At 71.5% G+C, this 17539-nt stretch carries 17 protein-coding genes; 11 read left to right on the top strand and 6 right to left on the bottom strand.

Translation table 11 applies throughout. The features are described 5' to 3' along the window. Positions 1-46: 46 nt before the first annotated feature. From NAEX_RS25750 to NAEX_RS25740, 3 genes are all read right to left on the bottom strand, one after another. Positions 47-760 (bottom strand): hypothetical protein, encoded by a 714-nt coding sequence (locus tag NAEX_RS25750; RefSeq protein WP_143140284.1) that lies wholly within the window; start codon positions 758-760, stop codon positions 47-49. A 604-nt stretch (positions 761-1364) separates the two neighbouring features. Next, entirely contained in the window at positions 1365-2840 is a 1476-nt protein-coding gene (locus tag NAEX_RS25745) for a serine/threonine-protein kinase (protein WP_096330129.1), read from the bottom strand. A gap of 26 nt (positions 2841-2866) precedes the next feature. Next, entirely contained in the window at positions 2867-4228 is a 1362-nt protein-coding gene (locus tag NAEX_RS25740) for an Ig domain-containing protein (RefSeq protein ID WP_143140283.1), read from the bottom strand. Positions 4229-4418: 190 nt separating this feature from the next. Between NAEX_RS25740 and NAEX_RS25735 the strand changes: the two genes are divergently transcribed. Beyond that, positions 4419-4937: a hypothetical protein gene (locus NAEX_RS25735; RefSeq protein ID WP_096330127.1), complete on the top strand. Its 519-nt coding sequence runs from the start codon at positions 4419-4421 to the stop codon at positions 4935-4937. 881 nt (positions 4938-5818) lie between these two features. Here the strand turns inward: NAEX_RS25735 and NAEX_RS25730 are convergent. After that, positions 5819-6262, bottom strand: a complete 444-nt coding sequence (locus NAEX_RS25730) for an RNA-binding S4 domain-containing protein (protein ID WP_096330126.1) — start codon at positions 6260-6262, stop codon at positions 5819-5821. Between the two features lie 221 nt (positions 6263-6483). Between NAEX_RS25730 and NAEX_RS25725 the strand changes: the two genes are divergently transcribed. From NAEX_RS25725 to NAEX_RS25690, 7 genes are all read left to right on the top strand, one after another. Beyond that, positions 6484-7734, top strand: a complete 1251-nt coding sequence (locus NAEX_RS25725; protein WP_096330125.1) for a sigma factor — start codon at positions 6484-6486, stop codon at positions 7732-7734. A gap of 37 nt (positions 7735-7771) precedes the next feature. Then, positions 7772-8083, top strand: a complete 312-nt coding sequence (locus NAEX_RS25720) for a DUF493 family protein (protein ID WP_096330124.1) — start codon at positions 7772-7774, stop codon at positions 8081-8083. A gap of 96 nt (positions 8084-8179) precedes the next feature. Continuing rightward, the gene (locus tag NAEX_RS25715; RefSeq protein WP_170136006.1) at positions 8180-8803 is read left to right on the top strand and encodes a penicillin-binding protein activator LpoB; all 624 of its coding nucleotides are present in this window, start codon (positions 8180-8182) and stop codon (positions 8801-8803) included. Positions 8804-8810: 7 nt separating this feature from the next. Beyond that, positions 8811-10202 carry a COG3014 family protein gene (locus NAEX_RS50680; RefSeq protein ID WP_096330122.1) on the top strand — a complete coding sequence of 464 codons (1392 nt, stop codon included), beginning with the start codon at positions 8811-8813 and terminating at the stop codon, positions 10200-10202. Positions 10203-10271: 69 nt separating this feature from the next. Next, positions 10272-10886, top strand: coding sequence for a hypothetical protein (locus tag NAEX_RS25705; protein WP_143140282.1), 615 nt, complete (start codon positions 10272-10274; stop codon positions 10884-10886). 432 nt (positions 10887-11318) lie between these two features. After that, positions 11319-12053: a YoaK family protein gene (locus tag NAEX_RS25695; protein ID WP_096330120.1), complete on the top strand. Its 735-nt coding sequence runs from the start codon at positions 11319-11321 to the stop codon at positions 12051-12053. Then, positions 12053-12724 carry a carbonic anhydrase gene (locus tag NAEX_RS25690; protein WP_096330119.1) on the top strand — a complete coding sequence of 224 codons (672 nt, stop codon included), beginning with the start codon at positions 12053-12055 and terminating at the stop codon, positions 12722-12724. Before NAEX_RS25695 ends, NAEX_RS25690 begins: the two co-directional genes overlap by 1 nt. A gap of 849 nt (positions 12725-13573) precedes the next feature. Here NAEX_RS25690 and NAEX_RS25685 read toward each other — a convergent pair. After that, positions 13574-14464 carry an SDR family NAD(P)-dependent oxidoreductase gene (locus NAEX_RS25685; protein ID WP_096330118.1) on the bottom strand — a complete coding sequence of 297 codons (891 nt, stop codon included), beginning with the start codon at positions 14462-14464 and terminating at the stop codon, positions 13574-13576. 57 nt (positions 14465-14521) lie between these two features. Between NAEX_RS25685 and NAEX_RS25680 the strand changes: the two genes are divergently transcribed. The 3 genes from NAEX_RS25680 (at position 14522) to NAEX_RS25670 (ending at position 16473) form a co-directional block, all read left to right on the top strand. Continuing rightward, complete coding sequence (locus NAEX_RS25680; RefSeq protein ID WP_096330117.1) at positions 14522-15196, top strand: TetR/AcrR family transcriptional regulator; 675 nt, start codon at positions 14522-14524, stop codon at positions 15194-15196. A gap of 147 nt (positions 15197-15343) precedes the next feature. Further along, entirely contained in the window at positions 15344-16051 is a 708-nt protein-coding gene (locus NAEX_RS25675) for a TetR/AcrR family transcriptional regulator (RefSeq protein WP_096330116.1), read from the top strand. Next, positions 16048-16473 (top strand): VOC family protein, encoded by a 426-nt coding sequence (locus tag NAEX_RS25670; RefSeq protein ID WP_096330115.1) that lies wholly within the window; start codon positions 16048-16050, stop codon positions 16471-16473. Before NAEX_RS25675 ends, NAEX_RS25670 begins: the two co-directional genes overlap by 4 nt. A gap of 72 nt (positions 16474-16545) precedes the next feature. Here the strand turns inward: NAEX_RS25670 and NAEX_RS25665 are convergent, their stop codons facing one another. Continuing rightward, positions 16546-17502 carry an AraC family transcriptional regulator gene (locus NAEX_RS25665; protein ID WP_096330114.1) on the bottom strand — a complete coding sequence of 319 codons (957 nt, stop codon included), beginning with the start codon at positions 17500-17502 and terminating at the stop codon, positions 16546-16548. Between the last annotated feature and the right edge of the window lie 37 nt (positions 17503-17539).

Raw genomic sequence — 17539 nt, 5'->3', positions numbered from 1 at the left:
CCTCGCAGGGACTGCCGCTGCTCCGCGTCTCTGTCGCTCGCTCCCATCACCCCACCTCCGGCGGCAGGCGCCGCAGCTCTTTCTTGCCGATCTGCCGCTTCTCGGTCGCGTAGCGGTCGGTCCGGCCGTAGTGCTCGCGCAGCAGCGACGCCATCTGCCAGGTCGTCCCCAGGCTGCGCAGGGGACCGAGCAGCACGTCGTGCTGCTCGAGCCAGCTCGGGTCGGCCGGGATCGGCGCCAGCGTGATCCGGTACCACTGCCCGCCGATCTTGCGGTACTGGGCCCCGCTGTCGATCGGCACCACGTCGCGCGCGACGGGCGGCTTGTAGCGCGCCGGCCGGCGCGGCACCTTCTTCAGCAGCCCGGTCTCCGGGCACACGTACACCGGCGCCCAGCGGCGGCCGTCGATCTCCCGCACGCCCCACGAGCCGCGCTCGTACAGGCGGTCGCCGGCCTTCATGACGTGGGTGTAGACCATGTCGCGCAGGTGGTCGAGGACGTGCTTCTGCACCGCGCTCGTCACCCGCAGGGTCGCGGCGATCTCCGCGTGGACCGCGTCCCACGGGCGGCCGACCCGGCTCAGGAGGAAGCGGCGCAGCGGCGCCAGGTTCTCGTTCAGGTGCTTCGAGCCGCGGCCGCGGCTGATCGGCTCGGCGTACGGCGCGGTCTCCGGGTCGGCGCGGCGGCGCATCTCCGCCCGCCGGCCCTTGCCGCCCCACCCGCCGCCGGTGCGCGGCCGCTCGATGATCACTTCATACATGTCCCAACGCAATCAACACCTCGCCTCTCCGCCCGTCGGGGCGATGGAGTGGGTCTCCCAGGAATCACAGCAGTTCGAATTGCCCATGGCAGGTATCTCGACACAATGGCAATGCCCGGGGCAGCCGCGGCGACGCTGCCCCCATTCGCCGCCACCGGCGAATGCACGATGCGAGGCCTCCGCCGCCGCGTCAGGCCGGCCCGCGGGCGCGGGCGGGGCCGCGACGCGCGAAGACGTCGCGACCCGACCCGCGCCGCGCGGGCCCTCGCTGCCGGCGCTCACGGGCGCCCAGGAACGGCCCCAAACGGCCTCCTGGGCCCCGAGAGCGGCGTCCTGCGCCTCGCGGCCGTCAGCGCGCCGTCACACGGACGGCGCGAGCGGCGGGGCCGTCGTCACGAAGACGACACCACACCGGAGACGGCGGGGAGACCCTTCAGCCGGGTGTCCGAATGTGGACATCGGCGAAGGCGAACGGACGCGGCGAGCGGGCCTGCGTTCGAGCGGATGTGGCTCAGTGGCGAGACATGACCGAACCGCCTGGTGAGAGGCGATGCGCACTCTATACAATGCGACCCGGGCCGCGTCAAGCGGCGAAGCCTCGCAATTACTTCGACCGATCGTTAGGCCGGGACGGCAGGAACCAGCCGAGGCCCGCGCCGAGGCCCGCGAACGCGAGGCAGACGAACAACGTGTCGACGCCGTGGGTGTGGGACGCACCGGCGAAGCGGAGCGCCTGGATCGCGAAGCCGAGGATCAGCCCGAGCGCGGCGCCGAGCACGATCACGGCCGGGCGGGCGGCCGGTCGGTTGTCGCGGAGGATCAGGCGCTTGAGCGTCGGCGGGCGCTCGTCGAGGGCCTTGCGGAACGGGACCAGGCGCGAGTCGGAGCGCTGGGGCGGGGGCTCGACGGTCGGCATCTGGCCGGTGTCGCCGGACGCGAGGTAGAGCGCGGTGTTGCGGACCTTGCCCGCCAGCCGGCGCGACAGCTTGCGCAGCGCCTCGCGCATCTCCTCGGCCGACTGGAACCGCTTGTTCGGGTCCATCGCCAGCGCGCGCTGGAAGAACTCGCGGAACGGCCGGGTGATGTTGGGGACGTGGTGCTCGATCGGCGTCGCCGCGTCGGTGGCGATGCTGTAGACCAGCGAGTGGACGTCGTCGGCCTGGTGCGGCAGCTTGCCGGAGATCAGCTCGTAAAGCACGACCGCCGTGCTGTAGAGGTCGGTGCGCTGGTCGAGCTGCAGGCTCGCGGCCTGCTCGGGCGACATGTAATAAGGTGTGCCGAGCAGGCCGTCGGGCGCGCTGGTCTCGGCGCTGGTGGCCAGCAGCAGCGACGCGCCGAAGTCGAGCACCTTGACCCCGAGCTCGAAGGTGTCGGTCTCGAAGTTGCGGATGTTGGCCAGCATCAAGTTGTCGGGCTTGATGTCGCGGTGGACGATGCCCCGCTTGTGCGCGGCCAGCAGCGCCGACAGCACGCCGTCCATCAGCTCGACCGCCTCGTCGGTCGGCAGCTTGCCGCCGCTGCGCTTGAGGTGGTCGCGCAGGCTGCCCTGGGTCAGCAGCTCCATCGTGATGTACTGCAGCTCGGCCGACGCCGGCGAGATGTCGAGCACCCGCACGATGTTCGGGTGGCCCATCTCGCCCATCAGCTTGGCCTCTTGCCAGAAGCGCTCGATGATCTGCGGCTTGTGGCGGAAGCGGTCGGCCAGGAACTTGATCGCCACGCTGCCGTGCAAGTGCGAGTGCTCGGCGCGCCACACGATGCCCATGCCGCCGCGCCCGAGCATCGCCTCGAGCCGGTACTTGCCGTCGATCTCGGTGCCCGGCTGCAGCGCCGCCGCCCGCACGTCGCTCGGCACGCGCCGCCGCGGCTGCACCATGCCCGTGTGCGCGCCCGAGCGGTCGAGCGTGCTGGCGAGCGTCGTCCGCATGCCCGGGATGCTCTGCGTCGGCGCCTTCGACCCGGGGTCGGTCGTCGTCGGCCCCGACGGCGTGGCCATGTCGGACGGCAGGTGGGCCTGCGACGTCGACGCGCTTGCCAGCGTCGCCTCGGGGGCGGGCGACGGATCCTCGGGCTGCTTCATCGGGCGGGCTTGCGCCCCATGATGCCTCACTGAGGCCGGAAGATCACGGGGAACTCGAAGCTCGAGTTGTCACCGTTGGCCAGGATCGCGTCCTTGCCCTGACAATCCGGGGCCGCGTTCGACAGGCAGTAGTCGATGCTCCACTGGACCACGAACGGGCGCGTCTTGAACTCCTCCGGGGGAACATCCCCTTTCGCCCACATTTCGTGCGCAAAACCGGTCTTCGGCGTGCCCATCAGGGGCAGGAGCGAGCACTGAATCGCCTTGTCGCCGTCGGGCTCGTTGGCGTCGGCGACCAGCGGGCACAGCCCGAAGCAGCCGTCCTTGTCGTCCTTGCACGCGCCGGTGCCGAACGGCGACATCGACACACGGTAGAGGAAGCCGAAGAAGCACGAATCGCCGCAGGTGCCCTTCTTCACCTCGAAGCGCGGGTCGGCGTCGCCGTCGAGGCGCAGCGGCTGGTCGGGGTCGAAGTCGACCACCATCGGCTCGAGCGCGTTGTCCATCTGCCCGCTGTGGTTGCCGACGATCGCGTAGGCCTTCGGCGCCTGCTGAGCCTGCTGGGCGCAGTACGGCGCGTACACCTTCACGCCCGACTGCTCGGCGGCGACGATCCAGGCCCAATTGCCGTAGCGCGATTCGCCGATCGTCCCGGTGATCGCGCAGCTCTGCCCGTCGACGCCGAGGCCCATCGGCACCTTGCCGTCGCCCGTGCCGGCCGGCGTGCTGCAGGTGATCGGCGAGCCGTCGCCGCCGGTGATGTAGTCGAGGATCGTCTTGTCCCCGCCGGCGGCCACGCACGGGCCGTCGGCCGCGAGCGCGTCGTAGTCGACCTTGAGCTGGTCGCCGACGGTCAGCGCCGGACAGCTCGCCATCGCCACGTTGTCCTCGAGGTCGGTGACGGTGAGCTCGACGGTGTACTCGCCCGGGGTGGTGGGGATGCCGGAGATCTCGCCGCTGTTGGGGTTGATCGTGAGGCCGTCCGGCAGGCCGGTGGCTGACCAGGCGTACTTCGGCACGCCGCCCGACGCGGTCGGCTGGTGCTCGTACTCGGCCCCCTGCGCGCCCTTCGGCAGCATCCCGCAGTCGACCATCAGCGCCGGCGGCGGCTCGTCGGTGGTCGAGGTCGTCGTGGTCGGCTCGTCGGTGGTCGCGGTGCCGGTCGGCGCCGTCGAGTCGGTCGACGAGGTCGTCGGGTCGACCTCGGTCGTCGTCGCCGGCGGCTCGGTGGTCTGCGTCGCCGAGCCGACGTAGCTCCCGCCTCCCGCGGCGTCGTCGTCGCTGCACGCCGTCTGCAGCGCCGACGTGCCGAGCACGAACATCCACGTCCATCCGGGCCCGGAGAGTCGCCCTCTCCGATCGCGGCCTTCGCTGGCGAACCGCTTCATCGTCCGATCTCCTTTAGTTCAAGAGCCCCGCCAATCGGGCGGGCGGAGCATAGCACCTCGCCGCCGCGACCCCCCCGGAATTTCTTCCGTACGCTGTCCGCGGCGGCGTCTGCCACGGCCGGGAGGCCGCGGAAAATCCGGTCCGCGGCCGGCTCCCGCCCGGTCACGCGCGCTACTCTACGGCGCACCCGTGAGCTTGTGGCAGCACCTCTGGCCCCCGCGCCCGCGTCGCCTCGAACGACTGTCCGACATCCTCGGGGCCGGGCGTGACGAGCTCGTCACCTTCGCCGGCAGCGTCGAGCCGCTCGAGGCGATCCACGATCCCGTCAGCGGCGAGCTCGCGGTCGCCGTCGACTACCGCGCCGCGCCGCCGCACAGCGTCGTCGGCGTCGCCGGCGCTCTCAGCGTCATCTCGCGGACCTTCCACGTCGCGCGCCAGCAGGCCATCGACTTCCTCGTGGCCGAGGGCCCGCACCGCGTCCTCGTCTGCGTCGACCACGGCACCGACCTCGACGCCTTCCACCGCGACCTGCTCACGCGCCACGGCGTCGGCCTCCGCACCGAGCGGGCGCTGGTGCGCCCCGGCGACCGCGTGTGCGTGATCGGCCGGCGGCTCGGGGCACGCCTGACATCGCCGCTGCGCGACGAACCATACCTCGCAGTCGTCCGGGCGCAGCGGTTCTGGCCGCTCGAACCACCGCCGGCATAGCCGCTCGCCGCAGGTTCCGCCGGCCTCGATCGAGGCGACGTCTCACGGGTTCGTCGCGAGGACGTCGACCGGCTCGCGCCGCCGTCCCGTCGCCTGCTCGGTCGACGCGTCGCAACACCACGACGCGCCGGCTTCACGCCCGCGCCGTCCACACGCCGACGATCCGCGCCGGAGCTCCGCGCTCTCACCGGCCATCCTCACTCCAAGGCCCGGCCCGCGCTCCACCTCTCGCATCTCGCACATCCCCGGTTCGCACCGTCCTCGCTCCACCGCCGGCTCGCGCTTCATCTCCTGGACCCTCACTCGCCTCCCTCACCCCACGACCTGGCCCGTGCTCGAGCCCACGGCGCTCACTCGCCTCCTCACGTGCAACCTGCCCCACCCTCGAGCTCCAGAACCCGACTTCACGCACGACGGGTCCGCGCTCGAGCGCTCGCCTTCCTCACGCTCACGCACGACCTGCCCCGCGCCCGGGCTCCAGAACTCGACCTCACGCACGACGGGTCCGCGCTCGAGCGCTCGCCTTCCTCACGCTCACGCACGACCTGCCCCGCGCCCGGGCTCCAGAATTATCACTCGCCTTCCTCTCACGACCTGGCCGCTCGAGCGCCGGCGCCCTCACTCGCCCCTCCTCTCACGACCCACGCTCGAGCGGGTCGCTCCGCGCGCGCGAGCTTCGACTCGCTCGCGGTCTTCGCACCGAAAGTCCGCGGCCGACCTGACCTCGCAGTCCCGCCGAGCGCCCGACGCCAACCTCACCCATGTGCTGACGGCCGCGCTCGCTCTGCGTGACGTCACGACTTTTCTCTCACCGCCCGCCGTCGCCGGCGCCGGTGTCGCCATCCTGCGCTTTTGCACCGGCGGCGGATCGAGCCGCGCGGTCAGTAGCCGCGGAGGCGGCGGATGTCACGGCGCTCTTGCTTGGTCGGCCGGCCGAGGCCGCGATCGCGCGTGACCATCCCCGGCACCTCCGTGGAGGGCGGGCGCGGCGGCGACCGATCGTTGTAGAGCGTGCGGGCCACGGCGGCCGGGCCGCGGCGCTCGCTGAGCCCCAGCACCTCCAGGATCCGCAGCCCGTCGCCCGTCTTGATCGTGACCTCCTCGCCGCGTTTGAGCGACCGGGCGGCCTTCGCCGTGACGCCGCCGACCTTCACGTGACCGGCCGCGCACGCCTCGCTCGCCAGCCCGCGGGTCTTGAAGCAGCGGGCGGCCCACAACCACTTGTCGAGGCGCACCGATTGCAGAGCGGGGTCACCGGCAGGGCCGGCGGTGGTCGGACCGGCCTCGGCCTCGGCCTCGTCATCGTCGTCGTCGTCGGCGTGCATCCAGGGGCTCTCAGCATGCCCGGGCCGCGACGCGTTCGCCAGCGCCGGCGACGCCTCGCGCGCGCTCGCCCGGCCTTGCGCGATCGTCGCTCGACGCGCCCCGGCGACGGCGGCGACAGCGAGCCGGAGCGTACGTCCCGGCCGCGACGACATGCCCCAAGAGACATCCCCGCGGCCGCGCGCTTGACAAGCGAACCCGGCCGCGAAACCCTCATGAACGCATGCAAGGCGCCCCCCCGATCAACTTCGCGGTGCCCGGAGACGTCGGGGCCGCGCAGCGAATGGCCGCCGCCGCTCGCGGCGACGCCGTCGCCTTCATCGAGCTGTGCGAGAGCTACGCCCCGGCCCTGCTCGGCGCGACCCTGCGGATCCTCGGCGACCGCGTGGCCGCCGAGAGCGCGGTCTACGGCGTCCTCCTCGACGCCTGGCGCGGCGCCAAGCAGTTCGACCCGCGCCAGTCGAGCGTGCGCGTGTGGTGGACCATCGGCGCCCGCACGGCGGCGCTGCGCGCCCTGCCCGAGCACCGCGCCGCCCGCATGGCGGCCGTCCACGACACCCAGATCACCACCCTCGACGACAAGACCGAGGCGGCCGACGTCGGCCCGCTGCGCCAGGCCGTGCAGACGGCGATGCTCGACCTCGACGACGAGCCGCGCAGCGCCCTGCAGCTCGCCTACTTCGAGGGCCTCGGCGCCGGCGAGATCGCCGACCGCGCCCGCACCTCGCCCGAGGTCGTGCGCGCCCAGGTCGCCGACGGTCTGCGCCGGCTGTCGGCGGCGCTGGCCGGCACCACCCCGAACACCTACGTCCCGCGCCCGCACGACCGCCTCGCCGCCGCCTACCTGCTCGACGAGCTGTCGCCCGAGGACCGGGCCCGCTTCGAGCGCGGCGAGGCGATCGGCGAGCTGCAGGCCAGCGAGGTCGCGGCCCAGCGCGACAACGTCCACGGCCTCGCGCTCTACACCTTCCCCGCCGCCCTGCTGCCGCAGACGCGCGCGCGCCTGGTCGCCGCGATCGCCGGCCCCGAGCGCCTCAGCCCCTTCACCGACGATCTCGCCGCTTTGCTGCGCCTGCCGCACCACGACGCCCGCGAGATCCTCGCCCGCGTCGACGCCCCCCGCGGCTGGCGCGACGACGCCGGCCTGCGGATCCTGCCCCTCGAGACCGGCTCCGAAGTCCGTGTCCCTGAGAGCATGTCCGAAGAGCCAGACGCCGTCGGCGGCAACGACGTCACCGTGGTCCAGCGCGCGGCGTGGCCGCGGCGGCTGATCGTCCGCGTCGCGCCGGGCGCGGTCATTCCGTCTCGCTACCCGCACAGCGAGGCGCGCGTGCTGGTGCTCCAGGGTGGCCTCAGCCACGAGGAGGCCGGCGCGGCGCGCCCCGGCGATCTGGTGCCGTGGCCTTCGGGGACCACGCTGGGGGTGGCGGAGCCGGGCGGGCCGGAGCTGATCCTCGCGGTCCTCAACCAATGAGGTGCCGCGCGCGCCGTGGCGTGCTAACCACGGCCCCATGTCCGGATCTACCCACCGGCCCGACGAGACGCGCCGGGCCCCCGCGCGCGAGGCGATCCTCGCCGCCCACAACTTCCCCGGGGAGTACACGATCAAGGCCTTCGGCCCGGCGGACGACGAGTTCCGGGTTGCCGCGGTCGACCTCGCGCACGGCGTGGTCGGGCCCGCGCGGCTGGTCGTGAGCGAACGACGGACGCGCTCGGGCGACCGCCTCTGCCTCACGCTCACGCTGCACGCCGAGCAGGTCGAGGAGGTCGAGGAGGTGTACGCCCGGCTGTACAGCCTCCCCGCCGTCCTCTTAATCTTTTGAGCGTCGGGTCGTCGCTCATTCCCTGCACGATCCTGAATGTCCCCGCGGGGCCGCGGGTCTCAAGGCGCGGCTCCCGTCAACCAAACCGCTTCAGCCATGCCTGCACGTCCACTCCAGCTCCTCGCCCTCGGCGTCGCGCTCACCTCCGGCCTCGGCGCCAACCTCGGCTGCAAGCCGAAGGCGGTGCGCGGCGGGCCCGGCACCGAGAACCCCAACCTCGACCAGGGCGCGATGAGCACCACGCTCGACCGCAAGGACCTGCAAGACCTGCTGCAGGTCTCGCTCGAGAAGCTGCACGCCTCGCCGTTCTGGGCCCAGGTGTCGAGCTTCCCGGCCCCGGTGGTGGTGGCGATCTGGCCGTTCAAGAACGAGACCTCGGAGCACATCGACGACCAGCTCAACACGCTGCTCGGCGACCTCGAGACCGAGCTCGTCAACAGCGGCGTGGTGCAGGTGGTCAGCCGCGAGCGGCAGGCCGAGATGGCGAGCGAGGCCGCGGTGCAGCAGAACCGCTCGGTCTACGACCCCAACTTCGCGGCCGAGATCTCGCGCCAGATCGGCGCCAAGTACTTCTTCACCGGCAAGGTCGGCAGCGTCGACGAGTTCCTCAACAAGGAGCGCCGGGTCCAGTACACCCTGTTCATCCAGGTGATCGAGGTCGAGACCAGCCTGGTGCGCTTCCAGTACAAGGCCGAGCGCAGCAAGGCGATCGTCCGCTAGAGGGCCCATGCTCGCCCCGTCCGCGCGCCCGCGAGCCGGCTTCGCCGCGCTCTCGCTCGGCCTGGTCCTTGCGACAGGTTGTGCGACCTACTCGGACCGCACCCGCGAGGCCCGCGGCGCGGCCCAGCGGGGCGACCTGCCCGGCGCGGAGAAGCAGGTCAACAAGCTGCTCGGCACCCGCAGCAGCAAGGACATGCCGACCAAGTGGAAGAAGGACACCGCGCTCGCCCTGCTCGAGCGCGGCATGATCCTCCACGCCAGCGGCGCCTACAAGCTCAGCGCCCGCGACCTCTCGGTCGCCGAGAAGCAGCTCGAGCTCCTCGACATCGCCCGCGACGGCGCCGGCCAGCTCGGCAAGTACGTGTTTTCCGACAGCGCCACCAAGTACAAGGCCCCGCCGTCGGAGAAGCTGGTCCTCAACGCCTACAACCTCCTCAACTACCTCCTGCAGGGCGACCTCTCGGGCGCGCGCGTCGAGGCCAAGCGCTTCACCGTGATGCACGAGTACCTCACCGACTACGACCAGCGGGGCCGCCCGCGCGCCGAGGGCGGCGAGGGCGTCGTCTACCCGCACGGCGCGTTCGGCAGCTGGCTGGCCGGCTTCGTGTTCGAGCGCCTCGGCGAGTACGAGTCGGCGATGCGCTACTACGACGAGGCCCTGCAGGCGCGCCCGTTCGCCAGCCTGGTCGGCCCGGTGCAGCGGCTGTCGGCGCTGGCCGGCTACCGCTCGCCGCGCATCGATGCTGTCCTGGGGGGCATGTCCTATGAGGCAGGCCCTGCGCCGAGCGAGGTCGTCGTGGTCGTCAGCGTCGGCCGGGTCCCGCTGAAGGAGGCGCGGCACATGCCGATCGGCGCCGCCGTCGGCCTGGCCCACGCCTACATCACCGGCGACAGCCGCGTGCTCGAGCGCAGCGCGCTCAAGATGGTCGTTTACCCCGAGCTGGTGCCGTCGGGCAGCGCGTTCGAGACCGCCGAGCTGCGCGTCGACGGCCAGCCGGTCGGGCTCGAGATCGCCAGCGACATCCAGACCGAGGTGATCGACGAGTACGAGCAGATGAAGCCGAAGATCATCGGCGCCGCGATCTCGCGCCTCATCGTCCGCGCCGCGGTGGCCGAGGCCGCGCGCGCGGCCGGCAACACCTCCGAGAAGGGCGGCGCGATCATCGGCCTGTTCGCCGCGCTCGCGGCCGAGGGCGCCCTCCTCGCGGCCGACCGGCCGGACACCCGCTCCTGGACCCTGCTCCCGGGCCTCGTCCTGGTCGCGCGCGTCCCCGTCCAGCCGGGCCCCCACGCCGTCACCGTGGTCGCGTCCGGCCGCGGGGGCAGCGAGACCCGCAACTACTCGGTCGACGTCGCCGCCGGCGGCTATGTTGTGCTCGACGTCACCACCCTGCGCTGACCCTCGCTTACGCTGATCGTCACCCGCCTCGCGCTTCGTCTCTCCTCCGCTCCCCCTTCGAGGTGCCCCATGATGCGTCGTCGCCTTCGTCTCCGCGCCCTGCACTCCTTCCTCATGGTCGTCGGCACGTACCTCGGGATCTGCAGCTTCGCGCCGGTCGCCGAGGCCAGCGTGCTCGGCCGTCGCGGCATCGAGATCGAGGGCCCCCAGGACCGCCGCGGCTTCTACATCGGCCCCGGCATCGGCTTCGGCGCCACCTACTTCGACAGCCCGCTGTTCGCCCGCACTTTCAACGAGGCGACCGCCTTCATCCCCGGCGGCCGCATCGAGCTGGCCCTCGGCGGCGGCGTCGGCAAGCGCCTCACGCTCGGCGCCAACCTCTACCTCGGCACGTACATGTCGAGCCGCTTCGGGCCCAAGGTGTTCTTCGGCGGCGACGTCGAGGCCAACATCTTCATCGTCCGCGGCTTCTTCATCCGCACCGGCCTCGGCATCGCCGGCGTCCCCCAGGGCGACGGCCGCCGCGTCCGCATGGGCGCCGGCGGCGTCGCCGGCCTCGGCTACGAGTTCTGGCTCAACGCCAGCGCGGCCCTCGGCGTCGCCCTCCTCTACGACATCCGCGCCGTCCCCGGCGACGGCCTGCGGCACACGCCGTACGTGGGGCTCCGCTTCGCCTGGTACTGACTCCCAGCCTGCACCGCTGCCGTAGCTCAAGGACGGCGGTCCATCGCCCGGTCACGATCCGGGAACTCGGCGACCGTCTTCTCCCAGCCGGAAACTCCCTCGATTCGCTTCCGGAGGCGTTGGCTGAGCAGATAGCCTTCGTGCCGCGACGTGCGGCCGTCGATCGCGGAGCCGCCGCCGATCCTGGCTGCCGCGAGATCCGCCCGACACGCTGAGCCTGGTGCCTGTCTCATCAATACGCCGGCCGCCGTCGGCACCGGCGAGCTCGACAATGTCGGGAGTGCAAAGCGCGGGTGGAAGGACTTGCCCCCGCGACCGCCGGGATCAAAGTAGCGCGAGCCGTCGCCGAGCGCGACGGGCCGGCGCCCGTGCTGCGCCAGCGGCCAAATTTTTTGGTCCGCCCCCTCGTCATTCGCCGGGAGATCTGCCGCGATGCTGGCGCTTCATCCCCCCGACTCCGTGTTCAGCCTGCGCCACGTCCCGAGCTGGCTGATGCTGGCCTTCGCGGCCGGCTGCGTGAACGCCACCGCCGCGCTCGCGTGCGGTCGCTACGTCACGCACGTCACCGGCACGGTCACGCGGATCGGCATGGAGTGGAACAGCCTGTGGCTCGCCCTCGATCTGGTCCTCGTGCTCGTCTGCTTCCTCGTCGGCGCGATGACTTCGGGCCTTGTGATCAATGGGCGAGCGCACCGCGGGCGGCGTCCGCTGTATTCGCTGCCGTTGATCGGCGTCGCGGTCGCCGACTTCGCGATCGCCGCGGCCGGCGACGCGGGCTGGTTCGGCGCCTTCGGCGGCGAGATCGATCAGACCAGCGACTTCGTGTTCCTATCGCTGCTCAGCTTCGCCATGGGGCTACAGAACGGCGCGGTGGCGACGAGCACGGGCCTCCTGGTGCGAACGACCCACCTGACGGGCCCCGCGACCGACCTCGGCATCCACCTCGCCGAGCTCTTCTTCGTCGAGGGCAAGGCGCGCGAGACCGCCCGGCAACACGCGCTGCTGCGGGCGGGCAAGATCGCCACGTTCGCCAGCGGCGCGGCCGCAGCGGTCCAGCTCGCCCCACGCTTCGAGTACCTCGTCTTGGTCGTGCCCGCCGTCATGACCCTGCTCGCTACCTGGCTCAGTTTCCTGCGGGCGCGCCCCGCTCGTCACGGAGGTGTGTGATGCAGAAGCTCGTCGAAGGGATCCATCACTTCCAGGATCGAATCTTTCGTCCCTACCAGGAGTTCTTCGCGCGCCTGGCGACCGGCCAGTCGCCCGAGGCGCTGTTCATCACCTGCTCGGACTCCCGCATCGATCCCAACTTGCTGACCCAGACGGCGCCCGGCGAGCTGTTCATCGCCCGCAACGCCGGCAACATCGTCCCGCCGTACGGCGCCGTGCACGGCGGCGAGGCGGCGACCATCGAATACGCGGTCGCGGTGCTCAAGGTCCGCGACCTCATCGTATGTGGCCACTCGGATTGCGGTGCCATGAAAGCGCTCGTCGACCCCCACGGCTGCAGCGGCCTGCCCGCCGTGGCGAAGTGGCTGGAACACGCCGAGGCGACCCGCCGGATCCTGGCGACGAGCTATCCGGAGCTGAAGCGGCCGGAGGAGCTGCTCGAAGCCGCCGTCCAGGAGAACGTGTTGGTCCAGCTCGAGCACCTGCGGACCCACCCGTCCGTCGCGGCCGCGCTCGCTCGCGGCGAGCTGCACCTGCACGCGTGGATCTATCAGATCGACGCGGGCGCCGTGTTTGCGTACGACCCCGCCCGCGAGCAGTTCGAGCCGCTCGGGACGACGCGCGGGCTCGTCCGACCGCCCGCGCGGGGGACGAAGCGGCTCGTGTCGTGAACCACGCGGGGTGCTCATGGTTCCTCGGGCGAGCGCCGCGGTGCTCGTGACGACAAGGGGCCGCGGGCTCCGGTCGATCGGAGGCTCGGGAGTCGCCCTGCATGTCGATCACGAGCAGGGCGGCGGCGCGCGGTCGGAACGGTCGGGCGCGGGTCGAGCAGAGACGTGCAGCTCCACCCGGCGAGGGTAGCGGGGCCGGAGCCCGCGGTCGAGGACAGAGCGGTTGGATCGGACCGGTCGATGCCTCTGCCGGGTCGGTGTTGCCGGAATTGAGTCACAGCGACGTGCAGGACATCGCCACGGCCTCGTCGATCCTGCCGGTTTTCTTTAGCGCCTCTGGCTGTGGTCGGCGTCGTCGCTCGGTCCATGGAGCGCGACGTCGATCCTGAACGTCTCCAGGGCCTCGGTCGTATGGCTCTGCGCGAGGAACGAGCAGCCGAGGTTCTCGCCTGCGGCTCGCGCTTATCGACGAGCCGAAGTGCGTGCGGGCGAGGTTCGACCGCGCTGATCGCCTGCGGATCGGAGCTCGGCGAGAGCGCCCGAGCGGGCCATCTCCCACTTGCTCGTCTATATCCTGTGGCTCCTCTGCCGGTGGGGTCAGAACGTGTAGCGCCACCAGGGCGCCTCGGCATTGCGGGTGCTTCTTCCGCTCGGGGCGGCCGAGACCACGGCGTGGGCCGCGGGGTTCTGCAACGCCGCCGGCGGTCGGGAACGCGATGGCGATTTCTTGCGCCCGCGAGCGGATCGCGCGGGCCGATCCACCCGCCGACCTTCGACGCTGAAACCATGCCGCGACGGCGCGGCGCGGTCGTAGCGAACGCCATGCGAGGTGCTGTCCCCGAGGACATGTCACCCCGGGTCCGGCGCCTCCGGCAGCACGAGCCCGCGCGAGCGCGCCAGCCGGTCGGACAGCTCCCACGTGCGCTGCGCCAGCGCGTCGTCGAGGGCCAGCGGCGTCGCCTCGAAGCGCCCCGGGTCGAACAAGATCGCCCCGTTCATGCCGCGGACATCGGCCGCGGTGAGCAGCCGGACCACGTTGGCCGCCGAGCGCTCGGTCGACGTGCCGAACAGGCGGTAGAGCCCGCGGATGTACCACGGCCACTCGCGCACGGTGTCGGTCCGGGTCATGCCGACGCAGGCGATGCTCGTGGTGACCGGTAGATCGCGCCAGCGCTGCGCCGCCGCTTGCACGTGCAGGTAGCCCAGCACCTGCGACGACATCAACGCCGGCAGCAGCGACCAGCGACGGCGCTCGAACTGCAGGTCGTCGAGGTCGGGCACCAGGCCCGCCGGCGCCTTCGCCCCCACGTGGACGATCCGCCCGTCGCCCGAGCGCGCCAGCGCCGTCAGCAGCCCGCGATTGAGCGCGTAGCGGGCCAGGTACTGCAGCCCGAACGCGCGCTCGAACCCGTCGGCCGTGTCGACCCGCCGCATCGACGCCGTCATCGCCGTGTGGACCAGCCCGTGCAGCGCCGGACGCCACGCGCCGATCGCCTCGATCGCTCGCCCCACTCCCGCCATCGTCGTCAGGTCGGCCGCGCGGAACTCCGCCTCGGCCGCCCCCGCCGCACGCACCGTGGCGACCGCCCGTTCTCCGCGCTCGCGGTCCCGCCCGAGCAGCAAGAGGGCCGCCCCGCGGCGCGCCAGCGCCGTCGCTGCCGTCAGGCCGATGCCCGCGGTCCCGCCGCTGAATACGAAGTTGAGGCCGCGGAGCGGCCGCTCGTCGTGCATCACGTCCATTCATTCAAAATATAACTGAACACTTGCGTCGTCAGCTTGTGTTCGCGACCATCTTGCGTGGCCCCCAAGCGTCGCATCGAGCCCCGTCGCCGCCCCGTTCAAGCTCGCTCGCAGGCCACGGTCGACGCCGTTTTGCAAGCTGCAGCTTACATTTTAGTCCGCGACGGCTACGCCCGCCTCACGACCAACCGGATCGCCGAGCGCGCCGGGGTCAACATCGCCTCGCTCTATCAATTCTTCCCCAACAAGGAGGCGATCGTCGTCGAGCTCGAGCGGCGGCACGGCGAGCGCACCGACGCGGCGATGATGGCCGCGCTGGCGCGCCCGCGCGGGGGCGACCTCGAGTCGACGCTGCGCGCGCTGGTCGAGGCCTACGTGGCCGCGCAGACGATCGCGCCGGCGCTGCAGCGCGTCTTCACCGAGGAGGTCCCGCGCCTCCGCGGCCGCCGCTCGGTCACCGCGGGCGAGCGCTGCACGGCCGGCGTGGCCGGGTTCCTGGCCGCCTCCGGCGTCCAGTCGCCGCGGCTCGAGCTGGCCGGCTGGATGCTGGCGACGATCTGCCGGTCCGTCGTCTACCACGCCGTGCTCGAGCGCCCGGACGACACCTGCTCGGGCGCCCTCGTCGACGAGATGGTCGGCATGCTGGCCCGCTGGCTGCGCGGTGATCCGCCCCGCGCGACCTCCGACGATCGACCGGGGTCGGCGGATGCGGATCGAACAATTCCCGGCTGAAAAGCCTGGAGCGCCGGAAAACGATACCGCAGAGTTTCGGAACTTGACGGTTTCGAAACTTAACGGTATCGCTTCCCTGCTGCGCCTCGACCGGCGGAAGGGTTCCTCACCCAGCGTTGACGGCGCACGCAGCTCGCGAGCACAGACATGCACGACAAGACCGAGCAACCGGACGAGGCCGGGGCGATGAAGCGAGGGCGCAAGAGAGACGCTTCGCTCGATGCCAGGCTCCTCGACGCCACGCTCGACGTCCTCGCCGAAGTGGGCGCCGCAGGCTTGACGATGGACCTGGTGGCCGCACGGGCCGGGGTGGGCAAGGCGACCATCTACCGCCGGTGGACGGCGAAGTCCGAGCTGATCATCGATGCCGTCGCGCAGATGAAGCGCAACCAGGTCGATCTCGAGCACCTCCCCGACACGGGCACGCTTCGCGGTGACTTGCTCGGCCTGTTCAAACCCCAGTCGAACGAAGAGCGCGAGCGTCGGCTCAAGATCATGACGGCGCTCGCCTCGCTGCTCTCGCAGGACCCGGCGCTCGCCGGGGCGGCGAACGGCGCGGTCGTCGAGCCGTGGGCGGCGGCCCACCGCGCCTTGATGGAGCGAGCCGTGGCGCGCGGCGAGATCTCGGCAGCCGCCGACATCGCCACGCTGTCGCAGGTCATCCCGTCGATGGCCGCGTACCGGAGCTTGGTCCAGCGCAAGTCGTTCGACTTCACCTTTCTCGTCTCGATGGTGGACGGCGTCATCCTGCCGGCCCTCGGGATCGAGCCCTCACCGGACCACGAATCCTCGTCGCCTCGACGAGCCGCGCGTCGAACCCGCCCAAGAACCGAACCAGCAAGGAGAAAATCATGACCGTCGCCGTGACCAATCATCTCAACTTCCGGGGCGAGGCTCGAGCGGCCCTCGAGTTCTACAAGTCCGTATTCGGCGGTGACCTCGCCATCGTCACCTATCGAGACGCCCACAACGTCCAGGCTCCGGCCGAGGCCGATCAGGTGATGTGGGGCCAGGTCACGGCCAAGAACGGCTTCCGCGTGATGGCGTACGACGTGCCCTCGAAGCTGCCGTGGGAGCCTGGCGCGAACGCGTTCTTCGTGTCGGTGCGCGGCGACTCGGCCGACGAGATCGCTGCGCTTTGGGAGAAGCTCGCCTCGGGTGCGATGATCGTGCAGCCCCTCGCAAAGTCGGGATGGTCGCCGCTCTACGGGATGCTCAAGGACCGATTCGGCGTCACGTGGGTCCTCGACGTCGCGGTGCAGTATGACGCGCAGTGACGCGGCGCGCGTCCGTGGACCCTCGGCGACTCCGGTGCTGGACCTGACGAGGAAATTGCGGCTTGCGCTTCTTCAAGCGTTCGCGCTCGGGTCGCTCGCCTCGAGGCGCCGCCGCCACGCGCCGGGGGCCACGCCGGCCCACTTCCGGAACGCGTGGCTGAACGATGCCTCGGACGAGTAGCCGGTGAGCTGCGAGACCTTCGCCAGCGGCGCGCCCGCGCGGAGGAGGACCGCAGCCTTCTGCATGCGGAGCCGCGTGAGATAGGCGAGCGGCGGCTCGCCGACCAGCTCGGTGAAGCGCGCCGCGAAGACCGAGCGCGAGAGCCCCGCTTCCTCAGCGAGCGAGGCCACCGTCCACGGCTCCTCGGCGCGCCGGTGCATCGCGACGAGCGCCGCGGCGGTGCTCGGATCGCGGAGCGCCCCGAGGAAGCCGCCGCCGTCCGCGGGCAAGCGCGCGAGGTGGGCGCGGAGGATCTGGATGAACATGACGTCCGCCATCCGGAGCAGGACGATCTCGGACCCGGGCCGGTTCGTCTCGATCTCGCGGGTGATGAACTGGATGTTCTCGAAGAACGACGGCACCGCCTGCTCCGCGTCGGGAGTCATCCGGATGAGCGGTGGCAGGGTCGCGAGGATCGGTGTCGCGAGCGGGTCGTCGAGCACGAAGGCGCCCGTGATGAAGGTCGTCTCGGGGCCTTTCGCGCCGAGGTCGATATGGATGACGCCATGGGTCGGGTGGAGGGTGCATCGCGCCACCTCCGTGAAGCTGCGGAGGGCGCTCCGCGGATGGTCGCGCAGCGCATGGGCGTGGCCGAGCGGAAGTACCGCGAGATCGCCACCGGAGAGCGCGACGCGCGGCTCGTCCGTCTTGTCGACGCTGAGCCAGGCGCTGCCGCGGACCACGTAGTGGAACCGGATGCAGCTCTTGACCACCGGCAGGGCGACGCCCCACGGCGCGCGCCCGACGGTGGAGACCCAACGCGTCCGCTGCAGACGAACCGGGGAAAGGACCGCGCTCAGGGCATCCATCGCTCGACAGCGTAATGAGGGCGAGCCGCCCTGTCCA

The organism is Nannocystis exedens (genome assembly GCF_002343915.1).
Lineage (GTDB): Bacteria > Myxococcota_A > Polyangia > Nannocystales > Nannocystaceae > Nannocystis > Nannocystis exedens.
This window is presented reverse-complemented; position numbering and strand designations above follow the sequence as displayed.

Coding starts and splice junctions, on each gene's coding strand:
- NAEX_RS25695 (WP_096330120.1), top strand. CDS start 11,319: ATGCTGGCGCTTCATCCCCCCGACTCCGTGTTCAGCCTGCGCCACGTC.
- NAEX_RS50680 (WP_096330122.1), top strand. CDS start 8,811: ATGCTCGCCCCGTCCGCGCGCCCGCGAGCCGGCTTCGCCGCGCTCTCG.
- NAEX_RS25690 (WP_096330119.1), top strand. CDS start 12,053: ATGCAGAAGCTCGTCGAAGGGATCCATCACTTCCAGGATCGAATCTTT.
- NAEX_RS25745 (WP_096330129.1), bottom strand. CDS start 2,840: ATGAAGCAGCCCGAGGATCCGTCGCCCGCCCCCGAGGCGACGCTGGCA.
- NAEX_RS25725 (WP_096330125.1), top strand. CDS start 6,484: ATGCAAGGCGCCCCCCCGATCAACTTCGCGGTGCCCGGAGACGTCGGG.
- NAEX_RS25685 (WP_096330118.1), bottom strand. CDS start 14,464: ATGGACGTGATGCACGACGAGCGGCCGCTCCGCGGCCTCAACTTCGTA.
- NAEX_RS25705 (WP_143140282.1), top strand. CDS start 10,272: ATGATGCGTCGTCGCCTTCGTCTCCGCGCCCTGCACTCCTTCCTCATG.
- NAEX_RS25670 (WP_096330115.1), top strand. CDS start 16,048: ATGACCGTCGCCGTGACCAATCATCTCAACTTCCGGGGCGAGGCTCGA.
- NAEX_RS25665 (WP_096330114.1), bottom strand. CDS start 17,502: ATGGATGCCCTGAGCGCGGTCCTTTCCCCGGTTCGTCTGCAGCGGACG.
- NAEX_RS25675 (WP_096330116.1), top strand. CDS start 15,344: ATGCACGACAAGACCGAGCAACCGGACGAGGCCGGGGCGATGAAGCGA.
- NAEX_RS25740 (WP_143140283.1), bottom strand. CDS start 4,228: ATGAAGCGGTTCGCCAGCGAAGGCCGCGATCGGAGAGGGCGACTCTCC.
- NAEX_RS25750 (WP_143140284.1), bottom strand. CDS start 760: ATGTATGAAGTGATCATCGAGCGGCCGCGCACCGGCGGCGGGTGGGGC.
- NAEX_RS25720 (WP_096330124.1), top strand. CDS start 7,772: ATGTCCGGATCTACCCACCGGCCCGACGAGACGCGCCGGGCCCCCGCG.
- NAEX_RS25730 (WP_096330126.1), bottom strand. CDS start 6,262: ATGCACGCCGACGACGACGACGATGACGAGGCCGAGGCCGAGGCCGGT.
- NAEX_RS25715 (WP_170136006.1), top strand. CDS start 8,180: ATGCCTGCACGTCCACTCCAGCTCCTCGCCCTCGGCGTCGCGCTCACC.